Here is a 20,103-nt window from a genome sequence, read left to right as displayed (position 1 = left end):
CCATACTCGGAGAAGTGTCGGAGCTGTCGCCACCGCGCGGGTCGGGGGGCTCGTGGGGGGCGGCAGTCCGCACGGGACCACCACCACGCCACTCACTGCTGGGAGAGCGCCTCATGTCTCGTGTACGGGTCCACAACTTCGCCGTCTCGATCGACGGTTTCGCCACAGGTGAGGGGCAGAGCGCCGAGGCTCCGTTCGGGCACGCGGGTGAGCGGCTGCACGAGTGGTTCATCCAGACCCGTGCGTTCCGCCGGATGCAGGGGGCGAAGGGCGGAAGCACCGGGGTGGACGACGCCATTGCCGCTACGACGGACGAGGGCATCGGCGCGGAGATCATGGGGCGGAACAAGTTCGGCCCGCAGCGCGGCCCCTGGGAGGACCACGCCTGGCAGGGGTGGTGGGGCGAGAACCCGCCTTTCCACACGCCGGTGTTCGTGCTGACGCACCACCCCAGGCCGTCCATCGAGATGGAGGGCGGCACCACGTTCCACTTCCTCGACGCCACACCGCAGGAGGCGTTGCGGCAGGCGCGGGAGGCGGCAGGCGGGCTCGACGTGCGGATCGGCGGCGGTCCTGGCACGGTGCGCGAGTTCCTGGAGGCCGATCTGGTCGACCATATGCATGTGGCCGTGGTGCCGATCCTGCTGGGGCGCGGGGTCCGGCTGTGGGACGGACTGGAGGGGCTGGAGGAGCGGTTCGACATCGAATCCGTGGCCACACCGTCGGGGGTGACGCATATGACCTTCACCCGCCGTTGACCGTAGCCCGGGTCAGGCGCCCGGCTCCGTTGGCTCCCGCCCGGATCAGGCGCCCGGCTCCGCGGGCTCCCCGCTGAGGAAGTCCACCACCAGCTCAGGTGGGTTGGCGGCGCGGGTGAGGGCGAACATCTCGTCCGGGGCGAACATGTCGTACAGCACCACGGGCACTGGACGCCCCAGGGCGCGTACGAGGTCACCGTCGGCATGGAGCTGCCGCGCCAGGTCGACGCACAGCTCGTGGAACCGGGTATCCAGGAGCTCCGCCCGTTCGTCCTGTAGGTGCTCGGGGTCGTCGTCCTCGTACCAGAGGCCGTCCGCGTGCGCCTCCCGGCGGTGCAACTCGGCGCCGCGTGGGTCGTGTTCCTCGTCGTGCCCGATGATGCGGACGCCCTCCAGCCCCGAGGGCGGGAAGTAGGCGTAGTTCCAGCGGGCGTCCCATGGCTCCGTCGAGGCCTGCTCCGCGAGCAGCCGGGCCACCTCGTGCTCGGTGTTGTAGCCGAGGGCCAGGTAGGGGAACCGGGGGTCCTGGTCGACGCTGTCGATCCGGAACGTGACGGTATAGAGGCCGGATTCCGGCCCGGAGGGGAACTCCGCCAGGGCGCTCGCCGCCGTCTGCCTCATGTGCTGCCGGAACGTCATGGTGCGCTCTCCCGGGGCCGTGGTGGCTGTGACATCGGTGGTGCGGATGTGGCTGGAAGTGGCCAGTGGCGCGGAACTCTAGCGGCCCGCCCGCACCGTGCTCCGGGCGCGTCCGGACTCGCGCCCCCGCCTCCCGGAGTCTCCGTCGAGCGCGGGCGGACAAGCCGGATGTGTAGGGCCTGAGCAGGCGCTCATCACATCGGGTGAAACTTTGGCCGATCGTTGCGGTCAACAACCCTCTGTTGCCAAGCTGTTGCTGACCGTCAACAACTCTGCACCAGTCGGCTTCGCCCAGTATCTGGCCGAAACGGGGAGGGCACACGTGCCATTCGGTGAGCAGCCCGCGTATCTGCGTGTGGCCTCGGATCTCCGCAAGAAGATCGCGGACGGCTCCCTGCCGCCGCATGCCCGCCTCCCCTCGCAGGCCCGCATCCGCGAGGAGTACGGCGTCTCCGACACGGTCGCCCTGGAGGCACGCAAGGTGCTGATGGCGGAGGGGCTGGTCGAGGGCCGCTCCGGTTCCGGGACGTATGTACGCGAGCTCCCGTCCGCACGCCGGGTCTCGCGTACGGGCTACCGCTCGCTCGGCGAGTGCACCCCCTTCCGTCAGGAGCAGTCCGACGAGCGGGTGCAGGGTACCTGGGAGTCGCAGAGTGAGCAGGAGGACGCCTCGGCGGACATCGCCGAGCGGCTGTTCATCGAGCCGGGCGACCGGGTGATGCGCACTCGCTACGTCTTCCATGTCAGCGGTGACCCGGTGATGCTCTCCACCTCCTGGGAGCCGCTGGCGGTGACGGGGCGGACGCCGGTGATGCTCCCGGAGGAGGGCCCGCTGGGCGGCCGGGGGGTAGTCGAGCGGATGGCGGCGATCGATCTGGTGGTGGACAACGTCACCGAGGAGGTCGGTAGCCGTCCGGGGCGGGCCGAGGAGATGACGGCGCTGGGCGGCGTCCCCGGCCATGCGGTGCTGGTCATCGCGCGTACGTACTTCGCGGGCAAGCGGCCGGTGGAGACGGCGGACGTGGTGGTGCCCGCCGACCGCTTCAAGCTCGCGTACCACCTTCCGGTGAAGTAGCCGACCGCTTAGAGAGTCGATTCCCCGGCCCCCGCTCGCCCTGTTCCGTCCGGCCCTGTCCCGCTCTGTTTCCCCCTGCCTTGGACCGCCCCCGCCCGAGCGTCGGCTCGTCCCGGGACGGCGAACACCTGGCCGAAAAATCTGCCCCAATGTGCAAAGCTGAATGCGGTGAGTGAAGGCCGGGCGTAAGCTCCGGCATATGCGAAGTGCGAGCGGCGACAGTGATGCGGTGCTGCCCTGGCAGCTCATCCGCCAGGACTGCCACGGCAACCGCTACCGCGTGGGCAGTTACGCCACCCGGGCCGAGGCGCAGCATCTCGCCGAACGGCTGGGCGGACAGGGCGAGGGTTACCTCGTGGAGCACCGCGACCGCCTCGCGGTACGCGGGGAGCGCGACGAGAGTCGCGCCTGACGCAGTCCGGCCACCCCTGTCCCCTCTCCCTCCCCCTCCGGTCTTGCGTATCCGGCTTCCCCGGCAGCGGACGCGACGCTCCGTGTGCGCACGATCGCGCACCGTGTCAGGTATATGGATAATTGGTCCATCTTGGACGTATCCAGATCCCGACCGGGGGCGTGGGCCGTGTGAGCACCGAACCCGCCGACCAGGCGACCTCGCTCCTCGACACCCTCCGCGTCGGGATCGTCATGCTGGACGGCCACGGCTCCATCCTGCTGTGGAGCCCGACGACCGAGGAGATCCTGGGCTGGTCGGCCGAGGAAACCGTCGGGCGCTCCATCGAGGAGCTCGTGGAGAGCGACGACGCGGAGCGCCGCGCACGCCACAACAGCCTCGGCCGTAGCGGAAGCTGGCGCGGCATCCTGCACATCAGGCACCGGGATGGACACGTCGTCGAGGTCGAGGGGCGCGGCTCGCTGCTGCGGGACACCGACCGGCGTCCGTTCGTCCTGGCGAACATCATGGAGACCAGCAGGCTCCGTGCCGTCGAACACGATCTGGCGGCGCTGGACGCGCTGTTCGCCTCCTCGCCGCTGGGGATCGCGGTCTTCGACACCGAGAAGCGCTTCGTCCGCTTCAACGACGCCCTCGTACGGCTGAACAACGCCACCGGCGCCGACCTGCTCGGCCGCACGGTCGCCGAGGTGCTCCCCGCCGAGATGGCCGCGGAGGTGATGCAGATCCAGTCGGCCGTGCTGGAGACGGGCCGCTCCGTCGTGGACGTGGTGACCAGTGCGCCGGACGGCAGGGGCGCGCGCTCCGTCTCGTACTCCCGGATCACCGACCGCAGCGGCAAGGTGCTCGGCGTCAGCTGCACCGTCATGGACATCACCGAGCGGCTGGAAGCGCTCAACAAGGCGGAGGCGGCGCGGCAGCGGCTCGCGCTGCTGGACGACGTCGGGGTGGCGCTCGGCAATCTGCTCGATGTCCGCGCCATCTCGCAGGCGCTCTCCGATGTACTGGTACCGAGGTTCGCCGACTACGCGGGGGTCATGTTGCGCCGTGAGGTCGCAGTCGGAGGCGATCTGCCCGAACCCGTCATCCCCGTGGGCACACCGCTGCAGTTGTTCGGTTTCGCGGCCCGGGAGGCCGGCGAGCGGGTGGAGCGGCTGCTGCGGCTCGGCGGCGAGATCATCTACGAGCGGGAATCGCTGCTCGGGCGGGCGCTGGACAGCGGCGCGCCCCAACTCGCCACCACTCCGGAGGAGATCCTGCGCGCGACCCGGCCGGGCGACCCCAAGGTCGAGGCCACGTTCGAGCTGGGGGTGCACTCGCTGATGGCGGTGCCGCTGCGGGCGCGCGGCACGGTGCTCGGACTGCTGCTGGTGAGCCGGGCGCAGGGGGACGAGCCGTACGTGGCCGAGGACCGGGCGCTCGCCATGGAGCTGTCCGACCGCGCCGGAACCTTTCTCGACAACGCCAGGCTGTACGCCCGGGAGCGGGAGGGCGCGCTGATGCTGCAGCGCAGCCTGCTGCCGCAGCACATCGCCGAGCCGCCCGGGGTCAGCATCGCCTACCGCTATGTGCCGGGCAGCAGCGGTACGGAGGTGGGCGGCGACTGGTTCGACGTCATCCCGCTGCCGGGCGGCCGGGTCGCCTTCGTGGTCGGCGATGTGATGGGCCACGGTCTGCACTCGGCCGTCACCATGGGACGGCTGCGCACCGCCGTCCGTACGCTGGCGGGGCTCGACCTGCCGCCGGACGAACTGCTCGCCCGCGTCAGCACTGTGGGCGACGATCTGTCCCATGGGCCCGACGACCCGCTGATGGCCACCTGTCTGTACGCCGTCTACGAGCCGGCGCCGACCTCGGCGGGCAAGCGGTGCGGGGTGCTCACCATGGCCAGCGCCGGGCACGTGCCGCCGCTGCTCGTCACGCGCGAGGAGGACGGCGGCTGCCGGGCCCGGCCGGTCGACATCCCCTCGGGCACCCCGCTCGGCGTCGTCGGTACGGCGTCGGACGGGGAGTTCCAGTTGGCCGAGGTGGAGATCGAGCAGGGCAGCGTGCTCGTCCTCTATACAGACGGTCTCGTGGAGAGCAGAGGCGAGGACATCACCGAGGGCATCGACCGCGTCTGCTCGCTGCTCGCCGGACCTGACGGCCGACGGGCGGCACCGGAGGAAGGCTTCACCTGGAACGGCGCGGGCGCTTACGTCTCGCCGGGCCCTGTGGAGGAGACCGGGTGCGGTGGCATCGAGGACGCGTGTGACGTTCTCATCGACTCGCTGCGCCGGCACGGCAGCACCGTCAACGGCCGGCTCAGTACGGGCGACGACGTCGCGCTGCTGATGGCCCGGCTCGGCGGGCTGCCCGGACACACCGCCGCCTCCTGGTCGTTCACCACCGGGAGCTATGCCGTGCGCCGGGCGCGGGAGGCCGTCCGTACGACGCTGCGTGAGTGGGAGCTCAGGGAGTTGGAGGACACCTGTGTGCTGTTGGTGAGCGAACTGGTCACCAACGCGCTGCGGTACGCCCACGGCCCCATCGGTGTGCGGATGGTGCGCGACTCCGGACGGGACCCCGCGGGGCACGACGGGGTGCTGATCGTGGAGGTGTCGGACCTGCTGCCGGAACCGCCGCGCGAACGCATCGTCACCGAGGAGCAGGAAGGCGGCCGGGGGATCCAGATGGTGGCGAGTGAGGCCCGTCGCTGGGGCACCCGGCACGGCCCCGAGGGCAAGACGGTGTGGTTCGAACTGCCGTTGCCCTGAGCGGAGACGACCTCAGCCCTTAACGTGTCCTCAAACCGAATTGGTCTCAGCCGAAACGGGAAACGGGGAAGGGCGGCCTCGGTGGCGCGGGGTGGCGTGGAACTGCCGGGCGATCCGGTCCGGTGCCGGTGCGTACTCCTGGGGTTCGATCCGGCATTCCCTGGTTAGGAGTCAGGGGTGACCCCCGTGAACAACGGGGGTGTGCGCATGTTGCCTCGTCGTGACAAGGAAGACTTGTGGCGATCGGGAAGAGCGGGCTCCGGATGGCTCTCCGGGCTGCCACACTGCTCGGACCGGAGGCGAGCACCGGCAGTGGAAGGGGCGGCATTGAGCGATATCCCAGTGGAGGCGGCCGGTAAGCAGGACGACGTACGTCGTGCCCTGGCCCTGCTGAACGCCGCGGGCGCGCGGATCGGCAACTCACTGGATCTGGAGACCACGGCCCGCGAACTGCTGGACGTGGCGGTGCCCCAGTTCTGCGACCTGGCCTCCGTCGACCTCTACGAAAGTGTGCTGGCCGGGGACGAGCCCCGCCCTGTCGGACCGTCGGACGCCGAGGACGCCGAGCACTTCGCCGGTTTCGGCGGGACGGACACCGTGCGGCGCCAGGGGCCCGAGGTACGTCTGGGCACCGAGCTGCCCCGGCGGCGCCGGAAGCCGGTCGGCTCGCCACGCGGTGAACTGCGCAGAGTGGCATTCGCCAGTGCCGTCTCGAACACCCCTTACGGCTATGGCCTTCCCGACGAGGAAGCCCGCACCGGCGAGACGGTGGTCCGCCCGCGCGACGCCACCCAGGAAAGCGCCGTCCGCGCCCGGGCCAACGGCGTTCCGTCCGTTGCCGCGGCGCAGCCGGGCCAGCCGGCGGAGGTCGGCTCCACGCACTGCTACGCCGAGCACTCCCCGTTCGCCATCGCGCTGCGCACCGGCCGGGTGCAGAACATCACCAGCCAGGACGGCACCGTTCCGGCGCAGTTCGGAGCCGTGGTGCAGTCGACGCTCGCCGTCCCCATGGTCGCCAGGGACCGGGTGCTGGGGCTCGCGCAGTTCTCCAGGGCCAAGGGCAGCGAGCCGTTCGGTGAACGGGACGGTGCGCTCGCCGCGGAGCTGGCGGCCCGCGCCGCCGTCTGCATCGACAACGCCCGCCTCTACCGCAGGGAGCACGAGCGCGCCCTCATCCTCCAGCGCAGCCTGCTGCCACCGGGCGACCCGGAGGCCGCCGGGCTGGAGATCGCCTGCCGCTATCTGCCGGGCAACCCGGCCACCGAGGTGGGCGGCGACTGGTTCGACGTCATCGAACTGCCGGGCCACCGCACCGCCATCGTCGTCGGCGACGTGATGGGGCGCGGGCTGCGCGCGGCCGTCGCCATGGGCGAACTGCGCACCGCCGTACGTACGCTGGCCCTCACCGACATGGAACCGGCCGAGGTGCTGGGCGCGCTGGACGAGATCGCGCGCGGCCTCGGCGACCCCCGCAGACAGCACCCGCAGCGGGGACACCGGGGCAGCGACACCGATCTGTCCGAGGTGTATCTGGCCACCTGCATCTACGCCGTCTACGACCCGGTCTCGCGGCGCTGCACGTTCGCCAACGCCGGGCATCTGCCGCCCATCATGGTCGAGCCGGGCGAGCCCGCGCTGCTGCTTGAGGTCCCCAAGGGCGTGCCGCTGGGCGTGGGCGGCGAGCCGTTCGAGGAGATCGAGATCGAACTGCCGGAGGGCGCGATGCTCGCCCTCTACACCGACGGCCTGGTCGAGTCCCGCGACCATCCGCTCGACGAGGGGCTCGACCGGTTCCGGTCGGCGCTCACCGACGCCACCGAACCGCTGGAGGACACCGCGGACCGGGTGCTGCGCACCCTCAACGTGCACCACGGTGAGGACGACATCGCGCTGCTCGTCGCCCGGGTGCAGGGTCTGGACCCGGAGAACGTCGGCGACTGGACGCTGCCGCCCGAGCCGCGTTCGGTGGCGCGGGCCCGGGAGCTGACGTGCGAACAGCTCTCCGCCTGGGGCCTGGACGCGCTCAGCGACACCGCGGAGCTGCTGGTCAGCGAACTGGTCACCAACGCCCTGCGGTACGGCGAGGGCAACATCCGGCTGCGGCTGCTGCTGGAGCGCACGCTGGTGTGCGAGGTGTGGGACGCGGGCCAGGTGCAGCCGCGCAGGCGCCGGGCCCGGGACACCGACGAGGGCGGCCGTGGTCTGCAACTGGTGGACCTGCTCAGCACCGGCTGGGGGAGTCGCCGGGTGCCCTCGGGGAAGGCCGTCTGGTTCCAGTTGCCCCGCCCGGAGGAGGGCAGGGCGGCTCCGGATCCGACCGAGGCGTTGCTGAAATTGTTCTGAGTGACGCGCTTGGTTCGAGTAAATGGCTGAAATGCGGCGCCCTATTTCGGGGTGTTGCATGGAGCCCTTACATATGTCTGGATGCCCCTTTTTTCTGGGTCCCTGCCCCGATAAGATTTCCGCTCGGGGGTCAGTGATTCTTGAAACGGGGGGTGCTGCATGGGTGTGCGGCTCATAATCCTTGACGACGACCCGGTGTATCGCATGGGAGTCAGAGCGGCGGCGGAATCCGACAGCGCTATTGCCGTCGTGGCGGAACAGGGCCTTCCGGAACGCCGCGCCGGATGGGCGCCGCCCCCGCTCGGGGAACTCGTGGCGCAGGCGGACGTGGTTCTCGTCGGCGGCCCGAGCCCGGCCCGGCTGGTGCGTACGGTACGTCTGCTGACGTCCGAGGCGCAGCGGATGCCGACGCCCGAAGCCTCGCTGATTCGGCAGCGCCAAGTCCCGGCTGCGCGGGTGCTGGTGGCCTCCGACGACGGCAGCACGGCGGCGGTTCTCTCGGTGCTCCGCTCCGGCGCCATGGGGTATGTGATGAAGAGCGTGAGCGCCCGTACGCTGCTCAGATCGGTGCATCTGCTCGCCGAGGGCGGCGCGGCCTTCGGGGCGGGGGTGGCCGAGGGGCTGCGCGGCGGGCTGGGACTGCTGCCCCAGCTTCCCAGCCGGCTGGCCTTTCCCAACCTGACGGAGCGGGAGCGGGACATCCTGGAACTGCTGGCACTGGGCTGGGAGAACAAGCGCATCGCCCGTCGCCTCGTGCTCGCGGAGAAGACAGTGCGCAACCACATCACGGGTCTCTTCAGAAAGCTGGATGTCCCCGACCGGAACGCCGCAATGTTGCGGGCGCGGGCTGCGGGGATAGGAGTGGAACAGAAAGCAGCCGAGGTCTGAATTCCTGGCGCGGAATCCCGCGCCAGGAATTCACGGACAGTGAGAAATGCGTTGAGGTGGCCGGTTGTTGCTTGGCGGCCCTTAGCGACCCTTGGTGGCCCTTGGCGGCCGTAAAACCCGGGCCTCGGAATTACGTGTAGTGACTGCCGGTGCCGCGTTCCACGTTCGCGGTACCGGCGGTATTCATTTCCCCTTCGACGGGGTGACGAGGCCGTGTTCGTACCCGGTGATCACCAACTGGACGCGGTCCCGGGCGCCGAGTTTGTCGAGCAGCCGTCCGATGTACGTCTTCACCGTGGCCATGGACACGTGCAGTTCGGCGGCGATCTCCGTGTTCGACAGCCCTCTGGTGACCAGCAGCAGCACCTCGCGTTCGCGTGCCGTCAGCGGAGCGAGGCTGTCGGAGACGGTGGGGACGCCCTCCGGCTGGCGGCAGAACTCCTCGATCAGCCGGGACGTCACGCTCGGCGCCAGCAGCCCCTGGCCGGCGGCCACCGTACGGATCGCCCGCACCAGATCGGCCGGGGCGACGTCCTTGAGGAGGAAGCCGCTGGCACCCGACCGCAGCGCGGCGAACACATATGAGTCCATGTCGAACATGGTCAGCACCAGCACCCGGACCCCCTCGGCGTCCGGATTCGAGCGGATCAGCCGGGTCGCCTCGATCCCGTCGAGACCGGGCATCCGTACGTCCATCAGCACCACGTCCGGACGCTCGCTCACCGCCAGCCGGACCGCCGCGTCACCGTCCTCGGCCAGCCCTACGACCTCGAGACCCGGTTCGGCGTTCACCAGCACGCGGAAGCTCTCGCGCAGCAGCTCCTGGTCGTCGGCGATCAGCACCCTGACCGGTACGGGGGGATTGCTCATCTCGACTGTGACGCCTCCTGAGTCGGGGCCTGCGCGGGCTGCTGCGCCGCCTCTTGTGCGGGCTGTGTGGCCTGTGCGGCCTCTTGTGCGGCCTGTGTGGCGTGGGTGGCCTCTTGTACGGCATCCTTCGGCGAGGCCTGCCGCCCGTGCAGCGGGATGCACGCACGCACCGCGAAACCGCCGCCCGGCACGGGAGCTGCCGTCAGCTCGCCGCCGTACATAGCGACGCGCTCCCGCATTCCGATCAGCCCGTGCCCGGCGCCTGATCCGGCCCCGGGCCCGGCCGTGTCGCCCGGCCCCGGACGCGTGCCGAGAGCCGTCGCGAGCGCCCCCCGGTGAGCCGCGCCCTTTCTGTGGTGGCTGTGCCACTGCCCGCCGTCGTCGATGACCTCCAGCCGCAGTTGCTCGGGCCCGGCGGTCAGGGCGAGCCGGCAGTAGCAGGGAGCCGCGTGCTTGATGACGTTCGTCAGCGCCTCCTGCACCACCCGGTGCCCGGCCCGGGCCACCCCGTCCGGCAGCCTGCCGAGCCCCACGGTGCTCAGCTCCACCTCTACGCCGGCTTCACCCGCCCGGCGCACCAGCGCGTGGACGTCCGCCTCGTCGGCCAGACTTCGGTCCGGGTGGCGCGGCTCCTCCTCGCCGTTGGGCCCGTTGCGCAGCAGGCCCAGGATGCCCCGCATCTCCTGGAGCGCCGTACGGCTCTCCTGGTCGATCACCCGCAGCGCCTCGGCCGCCTCCTCGGGCGCCACCGCCGCCACATGGCGCGCGACACCCGCCTTCACGGCGATCACCCCGACGTGGTGCGCGACCACATCGTGCAACTCGCGTGCGATCCGCAGCCGTTCCTGCGCCACGGCGTTGAGCGCCAGCTGCCGGGCCGCCCGCTCGGCGTAGGCGCGCCGCTCCCGGATGGCCTGCCCGGAGGCCCAGGTCAGCCCGCACACGATGAGACCGGACAGCCAGGCGGGCAGCCCCGCGTCGAAGGTGGCCGACGGTGTGCCGCCGGCGAGGAGTACGAGCAGTATCAGCGCACTGCCGCCGACGACGACCCACCGCACCACTCGCCCCGCTTTGGCGGTGGTCACGGCAACCGCGTACAGCGCGTACGCCACCGCGAGGAACGGCTCCAGGAGCACGTCCAGCACCGCGGCCGCCGCCGACGCCGCGACGACCACCAGCAGCACGCTGCGCGGCCATACGCGGCGCACCGCCAGCGGCAGGCTCATGGCGAGGACGAGCGGCACCCGGAGCGCGGCGGGCGCGGCGGAGGCTGTGGCTCCGTGCTGCACGGGGGACAGCACGGAGTAGAGCAGCGCGAAAGCCAGCGCCGCGGCACCGTCCCATGCCACGAGTTGCCGCCGGGTCAGCCTGGCCTGCACCCAACCGCGACGCTGTCCTTCGTCGCCCTTCCCGGAGTCACCGGTCACTCGCACACCGTAGCCCGCACCCCGCCTTCCGCACGTCCGACCACGGTCGGTCAGACCACGGTAGGAAGCGTGCTGTTCGGCCCGGTGGCCGTCCACCCCCGGTCGTGGTGGAAACTTCGGAGCCCGGTCCGATGTGTGCGGGGTGTGCCCGGCGCGATGCTCGATGCGTGATTGAAGTCCAGCATCTGACCAAGTCCTACGGCCCCACCCGGGCCGTCGACGATCTGAGCTTCGTGGTGCGGCCGGGAAAGGTCACCGGCTTCCTCGGCCCCAACGGTGCGGGCAAGTCCACCACGCTGCGGTTGCTGCTCGGTCTCGGTGAGCCGGACGCGGGACAGGCCCTGCTGTTCGGCAAGCCCTACCGGGAGCTGGCCGACCCGCTGCTGCGCGTCGGGGGGCTGCTGGAGGCGAAGTCGACCCAGCGCACTCGCAGCGCCTACCACCACCTGCTGTGGCTCGCCCACACCCATCGCCTCCCGCGGTCGCGGGTGCGGGAGGTGCTCGACATGGTCGGCCTCTCCGACGTGGCGGGGCGCAGCTCGGGCGGCTTCTCGCTCGGCATGTCCCAGCGGCTGGGCATAGCCGCCGCGCTGCTGGGCGACCCGGATGTGCTGCTGCTGGACGAGCCGGTCAACGGTCTCGATCCGGAGGGCGTGCACTGGCTCCGCAACCTGCTCAAGGAGCGGGCCGCAGCCGGGCACACGGTGCTGCTCTCCAGCCATCTGATGAACGAGATGGCCGTCACCGCCGACCATCTGGTCATCATCGGGCGCGGCAGACTGCTGGCCGACACCAGCCTGGCCGACTTCACCGCAGAGCACTGCCGCAGCGTGGTCCGTATCCGCAGCCACGAACCCGAACGGCTGCGCGGGCTGCTGCGTGAGGCAGGCGCCGAGGCCGAGCCCGAGCCGGACGGCACCCTTCGGGTGACCGGGTTGGAGAGCCGAGACGTGGCGAAGCTGGCCCGCGCTCACGACATCGGATTCGACGAGCTGGCAGGGGAGTCGACCTCGCTGGAGGAGGCGTTCTTGGAGATGACCGCACGCGATACGCAGTTCATGGCCGGCAGTGGTGCCGGTCTGCGGGGAGGTGCCGGTCATGGTGTCCTCTGAAACCACAGCCGCCGCATCCTCGGGCTCCTCCGGCTCGTCGGGCTCGTCCGGTTCCGCGGGCTCGTCCCGGGTTTCCGGTCCTCCGGCGGTGCGCGGCAACGCGATGCTGTCGGCGATCCGCGCGGAGTGGACGAAGGCCCGCACCCTGCGCTCCACGCTCGCCGTGCTGGCGGCCACCTTCGTGGTCAGCACCGGCCTCGCGCTGATCTCCGGCCTCTCGGTCGCCAACGCCCTCGAGGCCGACAACGGCAGGGTCCGCCCGGACTTCAACCCGGTGGACTCCGGTTTCAACATCGTCTGGTACACGCAACTGGGGCTCGTCGCCTTCGGAGTGCTGCTGATCACCGGTGAGTTCGGCAGCGGCATGATCCGGGTCTCCCTCGCGGCAGTGCCCCGGCGCAGTCGGCTGTTCCTGGCGAAGGCCGCCGTGTGCGTCGCCGTGACGCTCCCCCTGGCGGCGGTCACCGTGGTGCTGTCCTGGCTCCTGGACCAGGTGGGGCTCGGCGAGTACGGCGTCTCGCTGGACGAGCCAGGCGTGCTGCGGGGCATGGCGCTGGGGGCGGTGTATCTGACGCTGATAGCGCTGCTGGCGTTCGGGGTGGCGACCGCGGTGCGCTCGACGGCGTTCGCGCTGGGGGCCATGTATGTCTTCCTGTTCGCCGTCTCGCCCCTCAGCCAGGCCGTGCCCGGGCTGAAGGACGCGGCGCGCTATCTGCCCGACAAGGCGGGCATCCAGGCCCTGAAGGTCGGCGCCGATGCGGACCCGTCCCTCGGCCCGTGGGGCGGCATCCTCGTCGTCGTCTGCTGGACGGCGCTGGCCCTGCTCATCGGCTGGCTCACGTTCCGGCGCAGGGAGGTGTGACGGCTCGGGCCGGGGAGGGGCGAACACGCAGTTGGGGGGAGGAGCCGACGGGTGGAGGGAGGAGCCCGACGGGGCGGGAGTAAGGGACACATCCGGGACCGAACAACGGGACACATACGGGACCACTGTCCCAAGTCGCAGGGACACGAGGGCACTTAACGTCGAGGGTGTTCACGGGTTACGGCGGTGCATCGGCCGACATCGCCCAACCGACCGATGACTCTCACGGAGGATCCCATGGAGTACACCTACGAGCCCCCGGCCCTGACCGAGCTCGGCGACTTCGAGGAACTGACGCAGTGCCTGCCGTCGGGCGACTGCCCCGACTTCCTCGGGTGCGGCCGCGCGCTGTGGTGCATCTGACGGTCGTGCGAATGCATGGCTGAGCCGATGTAAGTGAGTGGCCGGGAAGTGGTCTTCCCGGCCACGGCGGTTTCGGACTTCGTCCTTCTAACCATGAGGGGTGACCGGCCGCCGGTCTGGGGCCTGGCGGACTTGCCTGTCTTCCCCTGCGCTGGGAAGGGGGGCTCTTGGCTGACGTCCGCAGGCTGCCAGTTGTGTTGTGGCTTGTCGCGCAGTTCCCCGCGCCCCTTGCGGGGCGCCCCCCCCGCGAGGTGCCCCCGTGGTCACGCCCTTGTCGGCTGCCAGGCCGATCTCGTTGCCGTACGTCTGCTGCCACGCACCAGGAGAAGTGCTGGACATGGACTTTCTTGTTCTTCCCGACCATCCGGCTGCACAGGACCTTGTTGCGCGTACTCCGGCGCTCGGTGCTGCGACGGTGATACCGCATGCCTCCGGGCGGCCCTGGCTGCTCGGTTGGTGGGACTGGGGAGGGGATGGTGAGGGAGCAGGGGACGCGGTGCAGGTGTTCGTCTCCGGGGAGCGGCGGCTGGCGGTGTTCGGCCACGTCCGGCTCGCGGCCGACCGGATTCAGAGTGCGCTGGACGGGACCGGATCGCTGACCGATCTCGACGGGGTCGCCCGCTCGACGGTGGGCTGCTGCCACTTGGTGGCCAGCTTCGAGGGGCGGGTCCGTGTGCAGGGGGCGCTCTCGACGGCGCGGCAGGTGTTCACCGTCCGGGTCGCGGGCGTCACGGTTGCCGCGGGGAGCCCCGCGACGCTGGCAGCGCTCGCCGAGGCGTCGTGTGACGAGGCCGCGCTCGCTGCCCGGCTGCTGACGCCGTACGTGCCGTGGCCGCTGTCCGACCGGTCGGTATGGCGCGGGGTGGAGGCGGTCACCCCGGGGCACTGGTTGGAGCTCGCACCCGACGGGACCGCGCGAGAGCGGCGCTGGTGGCAGCGGCCCGCGCCGGAGACTCCGCTGCCGCAGGCCGCGGCAGCGCTACGGGAAGCGCTTCGGGAGGCCGTGCGCGTACGGGCGGAGACGGCGGGCACGCTCAGCGCGGATCTGTCCGGTGGGTTGGACTCCACCTCGCTGTGCTTCGTCGCGGACGACGTGGGGGCGAACACCCGCACCTACCACGCGGTTCCGCTCGATCCGCGTAATCCCGACCACCGTTGGGCCCAGCGGGCCGCCGCGCACTTCGGCGAGACCGTGCACCACACCGAGCTGGCACAGGACCACTCAGCGCGGCTGTTCGGCCTCGCTGTCGGCGACGTGGACGGAACGGACGAACCCGACGGTGGCGAGGGCCCTCTCAACTGGCGCTGGGGCGGCCCCCATCTGCGGGCGCTGTCGCACACGGCGGCCGAGGCGGGCTCCCGGCTGCATCTGATGGGGCTCGGCGGTGACGAGCTGTTCGGCCCGCTGCCCAACGGGCTGTGGGCCATGCTCCGCACCGAGCCCCGCGCTGCCCTCCCGCAGATCCGCCGTCGCCAACTCCTCAACCGCTGGTCGCTTCCGGCGACCGTGCGCGGGCTGGCCGACCGCTCGGACTTCTCCACGGGCCTGCGCACCCTCGCCGGACGGCTGACCGGTCCGCCGCCGCAGCGCTGGGAGGTCGGCTTCGGCTGGACGGGTGAGCTGCGGATGCCCGCCTGGAGCACACCGGAGGCCGTCGATCTGGTACGCGGGGCGCTGCTGGCGGAGGCCCGGGCGGGCACGCCGCCGCTGGACGGCGACCGGTTCGGGCACCAGGTGCTGGAGTACCTCGCCTTCGAGGGCACCACCATCCGGCAGACCGCGCGGGCCATGGCGCGGTACGGCATCGCCTGGGAGGCGCCGTTCCTCGACGACCGGGTGATCGAGGCAGCACTGTCCGTACGGCTGTCCGAGCGGATGCCCTCCGGCCGTTTCAAGCCGCTGCTGGCAGCGGCCATGCGCGGGATCGTCCCGCAGGAGATTCTCGACCGTACCGACAAGGGCGAGTTCAGCGCGGAGCTGTACGAGGGCCTGGCGCGCGGCAAGGGGGCGGCCGTCGAGATGTGCGCCGGGCTGCGGCTGGCCGCGCGCGGCCTCGCCGACGCCGACGCGCTGCGTGCCGCACTGCTCAGCCCGCCCGACCAGGGCCGCTACGCGGCGCACTTGGAGAACACCGTCGCCGTCGAGGCCTGGCTGCGCTCCCCGCACACCCGCCCTGCGTTGCCGCACACCGCCCCGCCGCCCCCGCCGGAGGCCCCCGCACGGGCCGCGCAGAAGACATCGCCGACGTCCCCGCTGAAGGAGGCATCATGACGCTCGCTCTGCCCCGCGAGGTCATCCTGACCGAGACCGAATCCGGAGTGGTGCTGCTCAACGAGAAGGACGGCCGCTTCTGGCGGCTGAACGGCTCGGGTGCCACCGCGCTGCGGCTGCTGCTGGAGGGCAGAACCGCGCGGGAGGCGGCCGAGCAGCTGACCGCCGCCGGCCCGCAGTTCCTGGAGCGGGCCATCGCGGATGTGCGCGGTCTGGTCGACGCGCTCAAGGCCGCAGGACTGCTGGTGGCGCGATGAGTCTGCCAGGAGTGGGCGAGCGTGCGGTGCGGCTGGCGCCGCACCGGCAGCTGGAGGCACGGCTGGCGGTCGGGGCGGCCCGGCTGCTGGTGAAGCTGAAGCCGGGCCGGCTGCGCCGGGTTCTGACGGTGCTCAGCCGTGGTGCCCGGCCCGCCGGGCGGGAGCGCGCACTGTACGCGCGGCAGGCGGCCGTTTCGGTGAGCGTGCGCTGCGCCGGGCTCGGCTGTCTGCAACGGTCCGTCGCCGCGGCACTGTTGTGCCGTCTGCACGGCGAATGGCCGGACTGGTGCTCCGGGTTCCGTACCAGGCCGTTCGGGGCGCACGCGTGGATCGAGGTGGACGGCGAACCGGTTGGGGAGGGCCAGGCCATCGGCGCGTTCCGCACGGTGATCGCCGTACGCGCCCAGCCGCGGAACGCGCGCCCGGCGCGCGGCCGCCCAGTGCGCGCCCATCCGGTCCGCGCCCAGCGGTACGGCGCGCCGGTCCCCGCGCGGAAGCCGCTCCGCACAGGCGACGGGACGGGGGAGGGAGCAGACCATGGGAACGACTGACGAGCTGGCCGTCTGTACCGAGGATCTGGGCAAGACCTATGGCGACACCCCGGCGGTCGTCGGGCTCGACCTGGCCGTGCCCCGCGGGGTGACGTTCGGGTTCCTCGGGCCGAATGGCGCGGGCAAGACGACGACCATCAGCATGCTGTGCACCCTGTTGCGGCCCACCGTGGGACGCGCCTTCGTCGGCGGGCACGATGTGGTGACCGAGCCGCACGCGGTCCGCGAACGCATCGGGCTCGTCTTCCAGGAGACGACGCTCGACCTGGACCTGACGGCGCAGGAGGCGCTGCGTTTCCACGCGGAGCTGTTCGGCGTTCCCTGGCGGGAGAGTCGCCCCGCAGTGGCGGCGATGCTCGATCTGGTGGGCCTGACCGAGTGCCGGGACCGGCCGGTGCGGGAGTTCTCCGGCGGCATGCGGCGCCGGCTGGAGATCGCGCGGGGGCTGCTGACGGCACCGCAGGTGCTCTTCCTGGACGAGCCGACCACCGGCCTCGACCCGCAGACCCGCACTGTCATCTGGGAGCACCTGCACCGGCTGCGGGAGGAGCGCGGCATCACCCTCTTCCTGACGACGCACCACCTGGAGGAGGCCGAGCACTGCGACCGGCTGGCAATCATCGACAACGGCCAGATCGAGGTGGAGGGCAGCCCGGCCGAGCTGAAGGCGGAGGTGGCCGGCGACACCGTGCTGCTGCGGACCCGTGACGACGCGGACGCGGTACGTGTCGTACGGGAGCGCTTCGGGATCGAGGCGTCGTCCGGCCAGGACGGGGTGCGGCTGAGTGTCGCGGACGGTGCGGCGTTCGTCCCGAAGTTCTGTGCGGAGGCGGGCATTCCGGTGCTGTCGGCGACCGTGATCCCGCCCTCGCTCGACGATGTGTTCCTGCACCACACCGGGCGCACCATCCGTGCCGAACGCAGCGGCCCGCTGACCGTCGACGACGTGGGGAGGCGGCGATGAGCGCCGTACAGGCAGTACCGCAGGGCATCGGGGCCGCGCCACCCGGGCTTCCGGCGGCGGGGGAGGCAGGGGCCGGGCGGGCGCGGCTCGCGCGCGAGCTGCGGGCGGTCCGTGTGCTGTGGCACCGCGAGATGGTGCGGCTGCTGCGCACCAAGGTGCAGATCGTCATGGGGCTGGTGACACCCGTGATGTTCCTGCTGGTGATGGGCACCGGGCTGGAGTCGATGGGCACCACGACAGGGGACGCCTTCGAACAGTTCCGCAGCTTCCTCTTCCCCGGCGTCCTGGTGATGGCGACCCAGGCCCCCGCGCTTGCCGTCGGCCTTTCCGTGGTGATGGACCGACAGAGCGGCATGCTGCGGCAGGCGATGGTCGCGCCGGTACGCCGGGTCAGTCTGCTGCTGGGCCTGTCCCTGGGCGGGGCCACCTGTGGCGCCGTCTACGGCGGACTGGTGCTCGCCATCTCCGGCACCGTCGGCATCGCCTACCATCCGTTGCTGCTGGTCGCGCTGCTGGAAGTGGCCGTCATCGCACTGCTGTTCACTGTGGGCGGCATGCTGGCGGCCGTCACCATCCAGCGCATCCAGACCTTCCAGGTCCTGATGGGGCTGGCTCTGATGCCGCTGATGTTCCTGTCCGGCGCGATGTTCTCGCCCAGCGGGCTGCCCCGCTGGCTGGGCATAGTCGTCCACCTCAACCCGCTCACCTACGCTGTCGACGCGGTACGCCGCACCCTGCCCGGCGAACTCGACATGGGCGGCTACGCGGGCCCGCCGCAGATCGCGGGCTGGACCCCGCCGGTGGCCCTTGAGGTCTGCTTCGTCACCGTGCTCGCAGTTCTGATGCTCTGCGCGGCTGCCCGGCGCTTCGCCCGCCGCGGGTAGCGGTACCGCCTGCGGACAGCCGTACTGCCGCGGGCAGTCGTACGCACGCCGACCGGTCAACCCTGACGAACGACCAACCCGCGGAGCGACTTTCGGGCCGGGCCGGTGGCCGGATGCCGTCCATAGCGTCCGTGCCATGTCCACGGAACGAGGAATACGACGGCGGTCGGCTGTGCGCGGGCCGCTCGGTGCGGTGGCGGTACTGCTGGTCGGCGGCGCCGGAGTGCTGGCTCTCTCGCCGGGCGGGCTCGGCAGGGAAGCGCCGGTACGGATCACGGACGGGGCCTCGGCGTCCGTCTACCGGGAGGTGAGCGGAGTCGCCGGGGACGGGCCCGGCTGGCTGGGTGGGCTCTTCGAACTGGCCACCGAGGGCACTCTGGTTGCCCTCGGCCTGTTGCTGCTGTGGGTGGCGTGGTGCGGCTGGCGCGACGGGCGCGCGAAGGACCCGCGACTGGTGGGCGCGGTGCTGTCCGGTGTCGGCACGGTCGTGGCGTACGCGGCGAGCGAGGCGCTGAAGCTGGTGGCGGACGAGGAGCGGCCGTGCCGGGCGCTGACCGGAATCGAGCCCGTCGCGGAGTGCCCGCCTCCGGGCGACTGGTCGTTCCCCAGCAACCACGCCACGCTGGCCGCCGCACTGGCGGTGGGCCTCGCCCTGACACTGCCCCGCCTCGCGGCCCTGACGCTCCCACTGGCCGGCGCCGCGGCGCTGCTGCGCGTGCTGGTGGGAGTGCACTATCCGCACGATGTGCTGGCCGGCGCGTTGCTGGGGGCCGCGTTCGCGGGTGCGGCAGTGCTCATGTGGCCCCGGCGGCATGTTGCGGCTCCCCCCGCCCCGTCTTGGCAACGGGGTGCCCCTTCCTGACGTCCGCAGGCCGCGGGTTGCTTGTGGCTTGTCGCGCAGTTCCCCGCGCCCCTTACGGGGCGCAGCCCGCCCTCATGCCGGCCAAGCACTAAGCCATGGACGGCGGCACCAATCCCGCCTCGTGGGCCACCACCGCCGCAGCCGCGCGGTTGTCCACGCCCAAACCCGCCAGTACGGCGCTGACATGGGCCTTCACCGTGCCCTCCACCACCCGCAGGCGCCGCGCGATCTGGGCGTTGGACAGTCCGGCACCCAGATACGAGAGGACCTCCCGCTCGCGGGCCGTCAGCGTGTCCACCCGGGTACGGGCACTGGCGCGGCGTCCGGCGGCCGATCCGGCGTCGGTCGCCGCGAGATGGGCGACGACGCGGGCCGCCACCTTCGGGGAGAGGTAGGCGGCGCCGTCGGCCACCGCCCGTACGCCCGCGAGCAGTTCCTCCGGCTCTCCGGCCTTGACCAGGAAGCCGGCGGCGCCGCCGCCCAGTGCGCGGAGGATGTAGTCGTCCTCGCCGAACGTCGTCAGGACCACGGCACGGGTGCCGGGTACGGCCCGGCCGAGCGCGGCCAGTGCCTCGATGCCGTCGGCCTTGGGCATCCGGATGTCGAGCACGGCCACGTCTGGGCGGTGCAGTCGCGCCAGTTCGACGGCCTCGTGTCCGTCACCCGCCTCGGCGACGACCTCGATGGCGGGGTCGGTGCCCAGGATGGCCCGTACGCCCGCACGCACCATGGGTTCGTCGTCGGCGATCAGTACCCGGATCGTCGGTACGGTCATCGCTCGCAACCCCTCACGCCCGGAACTCCCTCG

General features: G+C 71.5%; 18 protein-coding genes and 1 pseudogene. 15 read left to right on the top strand and 4 right to left on the bottom strand.

The genetic code is table 11. The annotated features are described in order from the left end of the window. Positions 1-113: 113 nt before the first annotated feature. A complete protein-coding gene (locus ACQEU8_RS12910) occupies positions 114-758 on the top strand; it encodes a dihydrofolate reductase family protein (RefSeq protein WP_433100026.1) in 645 nt (214 codons plus the stop codon). A gap of 45 nt (positions 759-803) precedes the next feature. Here the strand turns inward: ACQEU8_RS12910 and ACQEU8_RS12905 are convergent, their stop codons facing one another. After that, positions 804-1,397, bottom strand: a complete 594-nt coding sequence (locus tag ACQEU8_RS12905; protein ID WP_433100024.1) for a hypothetical protein — start codon at positions 1,395-1,397, stop codon at positions 804-806. A 322-nt stretch (positions 1,398-1,719) separates the two neighbouring features. Between ACQEU8_RS12905 and ACQEU8_RS12900 the strand changes: the two genes are divergently transcribed. From ACQEU8_RS12900 to ACQEU8_RS12880, 5 genes are all read left to right on the top strand, one after another. Then, the gene (locus ACQEU8_RS12900) at positions 1,720-2,472 is read left to right on the top strand and encodes a GntR family transcriptional regulator (RefSeq protein WP_433100022.1); all 753 of its coding nucleotides are present in this window, start codon (positions 1,720-1,722) and stop codon (positions 2,470-2,472) included. 199 nt (positions 2,473-2,671) lie between these two features. Continuing rightward, complete coding sequence (locus ACQEU8_RS12895) at positions 2,672-2,884, top strand: SPOR domain-containing protein (RefSeq protein ID WP_433100019.1); 213 nt, start codon at positions 2,672-2,674, stop codon at positions 2,882-2,884. Positions 2,885-3,054: 170 nt separating this feature from the next. Then, a complete protein-coding gene (locus ACQEU8_RS12890) occupies positions 3,055-5,640 on the top strand; it encodes a SpoIIE family protein phosphatase (RefSeq protein WP_433100017.1) in 2,586 nt (861 codons plus the stop codon). 327 nt (positions 5,641-5,967) lie between these two features. Further along, positions 5,968-7,983 (top strand): ATP-binding SpoIIE family protein phosphatase, encoded by a 2,016-nt coding sequence (locus ACQEU8_RS12885; RefSeq protein ID WP_433100015.1) that lies wholly within the window; start codon positions 5,968-5,970, stop codon positions 7,981-7,983. Positions 7,984-8,187: 204 nt separating this feature from the next. Further along, positions 8,188-8,871 carry a response regulator transcription factor gene (locus ACQEU8_RS12880; protein WP_433100013.1) on the top strand — a complete coding sequence of 228 codons (684 nt, stop codon included), beginning with the start codon at positions 8,188-8,190 and terminating at the stop codon, positions 8,869-8,871. Between the two features lie 183 nt (positions 8,872-9,054). On the opposite strand, the gene ACQEU8_RS12875 is transcribed toward ACQEU8_RS12880, so the two are convergent. Together ACQEU8_RS12875 and ACQEU8_RS12870 are read right to left on the bottom strand one after the other, a co-directional pair. After that, positions 9,055-9,741 (bottom strand): response regulator, encoded by a 687-nt coding sequence (locus tag ACQEU8_RS12875; protein WP_433100011.1) that lies wholly within the window; start codon positions 9,739-9,741, stop codon positions 9,055-9,057. Then, positions 9,738-11,168, bottom strand: coding sequence for a sensor histidine kinase (locus ACQEU8_RS12870; RefSeq protein ID WP_433100009.1), 1,431 nt, complete (start codon positions 11,166-11,168; stop codon positions 9,738-9,740). The genes ACQEU8_RS12875 and ACQEU8_RS12870 overlap by 4 nt, the downstream gene beginning before the upstream one ends. A 212-nt stretch (positions 11,169-11,380) precedes the next feature. On the opposite strand from ACQEU8_RS12870, the pseudogene ACQEU8_RS12865 reads away from it, so the two are divergent. The 9 genes and pseudogenes from ACQEU8_RS12865 to ACQEU8_RS12825 all read left to right on the top strand — a co-directional run. After that, a pseudogene (locus ACQEU8_RS12865) lies at positions 11,381-12,280 on the top strand (ATP-binding cassette domain-containing protein); the annotation flags it as partial. Continuing rightward, positions 12,267-13,142, top strand: coding sequence for an ABC transporter permease (locus ACQEU8_RS12860; RefSeq protein WP_433100007.1), 876 nt, complete (start codon positions 12,267-12,269; stop codon positions 13,140-13,142). The pseudogene ACQEU8_RS12865 and the gene ACQEU8_RS12860, both read left to right, overlap by 14 nt. A gap of 237 nt (positions 13,143-13,379) precedes the next feature. Beyond that, on the top strand, positions 13,380-13,505 hold the full coding sequence (locus tag ACQEU8_RS12855) for a lasso RiPP family leader peptide-containing protein (RefSeq protein WP_433100005.1): 126 nt from the start codon (positions 13,380-13,382) through the stop codon (positions 13,503-13,505). 337 nt (positions 13,506-13,842) lie between these two features. Continuing rightward, positions 13,843-15,777, top strand: coding sequence for an asparagine synthase-related protein (locus ACQEU8_RS12850; RefSeq protein WP_433100003.1), 1,935 nt, complete (start codon positions 13,843-13,845; stop codon positions 15,775-15,777). Further along, on the top strand, positions 15,774-16,034 hold the full coding sequence (locus ACQEU8_RS12845) for a lasso peptide biosynthesis PqqD family chaperone (RefSeq protein ID WP_433100001.1): 261 nt from the start codon (positions 15,774-15,776) through the stop codon (positions 16,032-16,034). Before ACQEU8_RS12850 ends, ACQEU8_RS12845 begins: the two co-directional genes overlap by 4 nt. Then, positions 16,031-16,585: a lasso peptide biosynthesis B2 protein gene (locus tag ACQEU8_RS12840; protein ID WP_433099999.1), complete on the top strand. Its 555-nt coding sequence runs from the start codon at positions 16,031-16,033 to the stop codon at positions 16,583-16,585. The genes ACQEU8_RS12845 and ACQEU8_RS12840 overlap by 4 nt, the downstream gene beginning before the upstream one ends. After that, positions 16,572-17,549, top strand: a complete 978-nt coding sequence (locus ACQEU8_RS12835) for an ATP-binding cassette domain-containing protein (protein ID WP_433099997.1) — start codon at positions 16,572-16,574, stop codon at positions 17,547-17,549. Before ACQEU8_RS12840 ends, ACQEU8_RS12835 begins: the two co-directional genes overlap by 14 nt. Beyond that, on the top strand, positions 17,546-18,433 hold the full coding sequence (locus tag ACQEU8_RS12830) for an ABC transporter permease (protein ID WP_433099995.1): 888 nt from the start codon (positions 17,546-17,548) through the stop codon (positions 18,431-18,433). The genes ACQEU8_RS12835 and ACQEU8_RS12830 overlap by 4 nt, the downstream gene beginning before the upstream one ends. 136 nt (positions 18,434-18,569) lie before the next feature. After that, entirely contained in the window at positions 18,570-19,295 is a 726-nt protein-coding gene (locus ACQEU8_RS12825) for a phosphatase PAP2 family protein (protein ID WP_433099993.1), read from the top strand. Positions 19,296-19,383: 88 nt separating this feature from the next. On the opposite strand, the gene ACQEU8_RS12820 is transcribed toward ACQEU8_RS12825, so the two are convergent. Continuing rightward, the gene (locus tag ACQEU8_RS12820; RefSeq protein ID WP_433099991.1) at positions 19,384-20,070 is read right to left on the bottom strand and encodes a response regulator; all 687 of its coding nucleotides are present in this window, start codon (positions 20,068-20,070) and stop codon (positions 19,384-19,386) included. Positions 20,071-20,103: the final 33 nt, after the last annotated feature.

This window comes from Streptomyces sp. CA-250714, from assembly GCF_050936705.1.
Lineage (GTDB): Bacteria > Actinomycetota > Actinomycetes > Streptomycetales > Streptomycetaceae > Streptomyces.
Note: the sequence above shows the minus strand (reverse complement) of the source record. Positions and strands in the feature narration are given on the sequence as shown.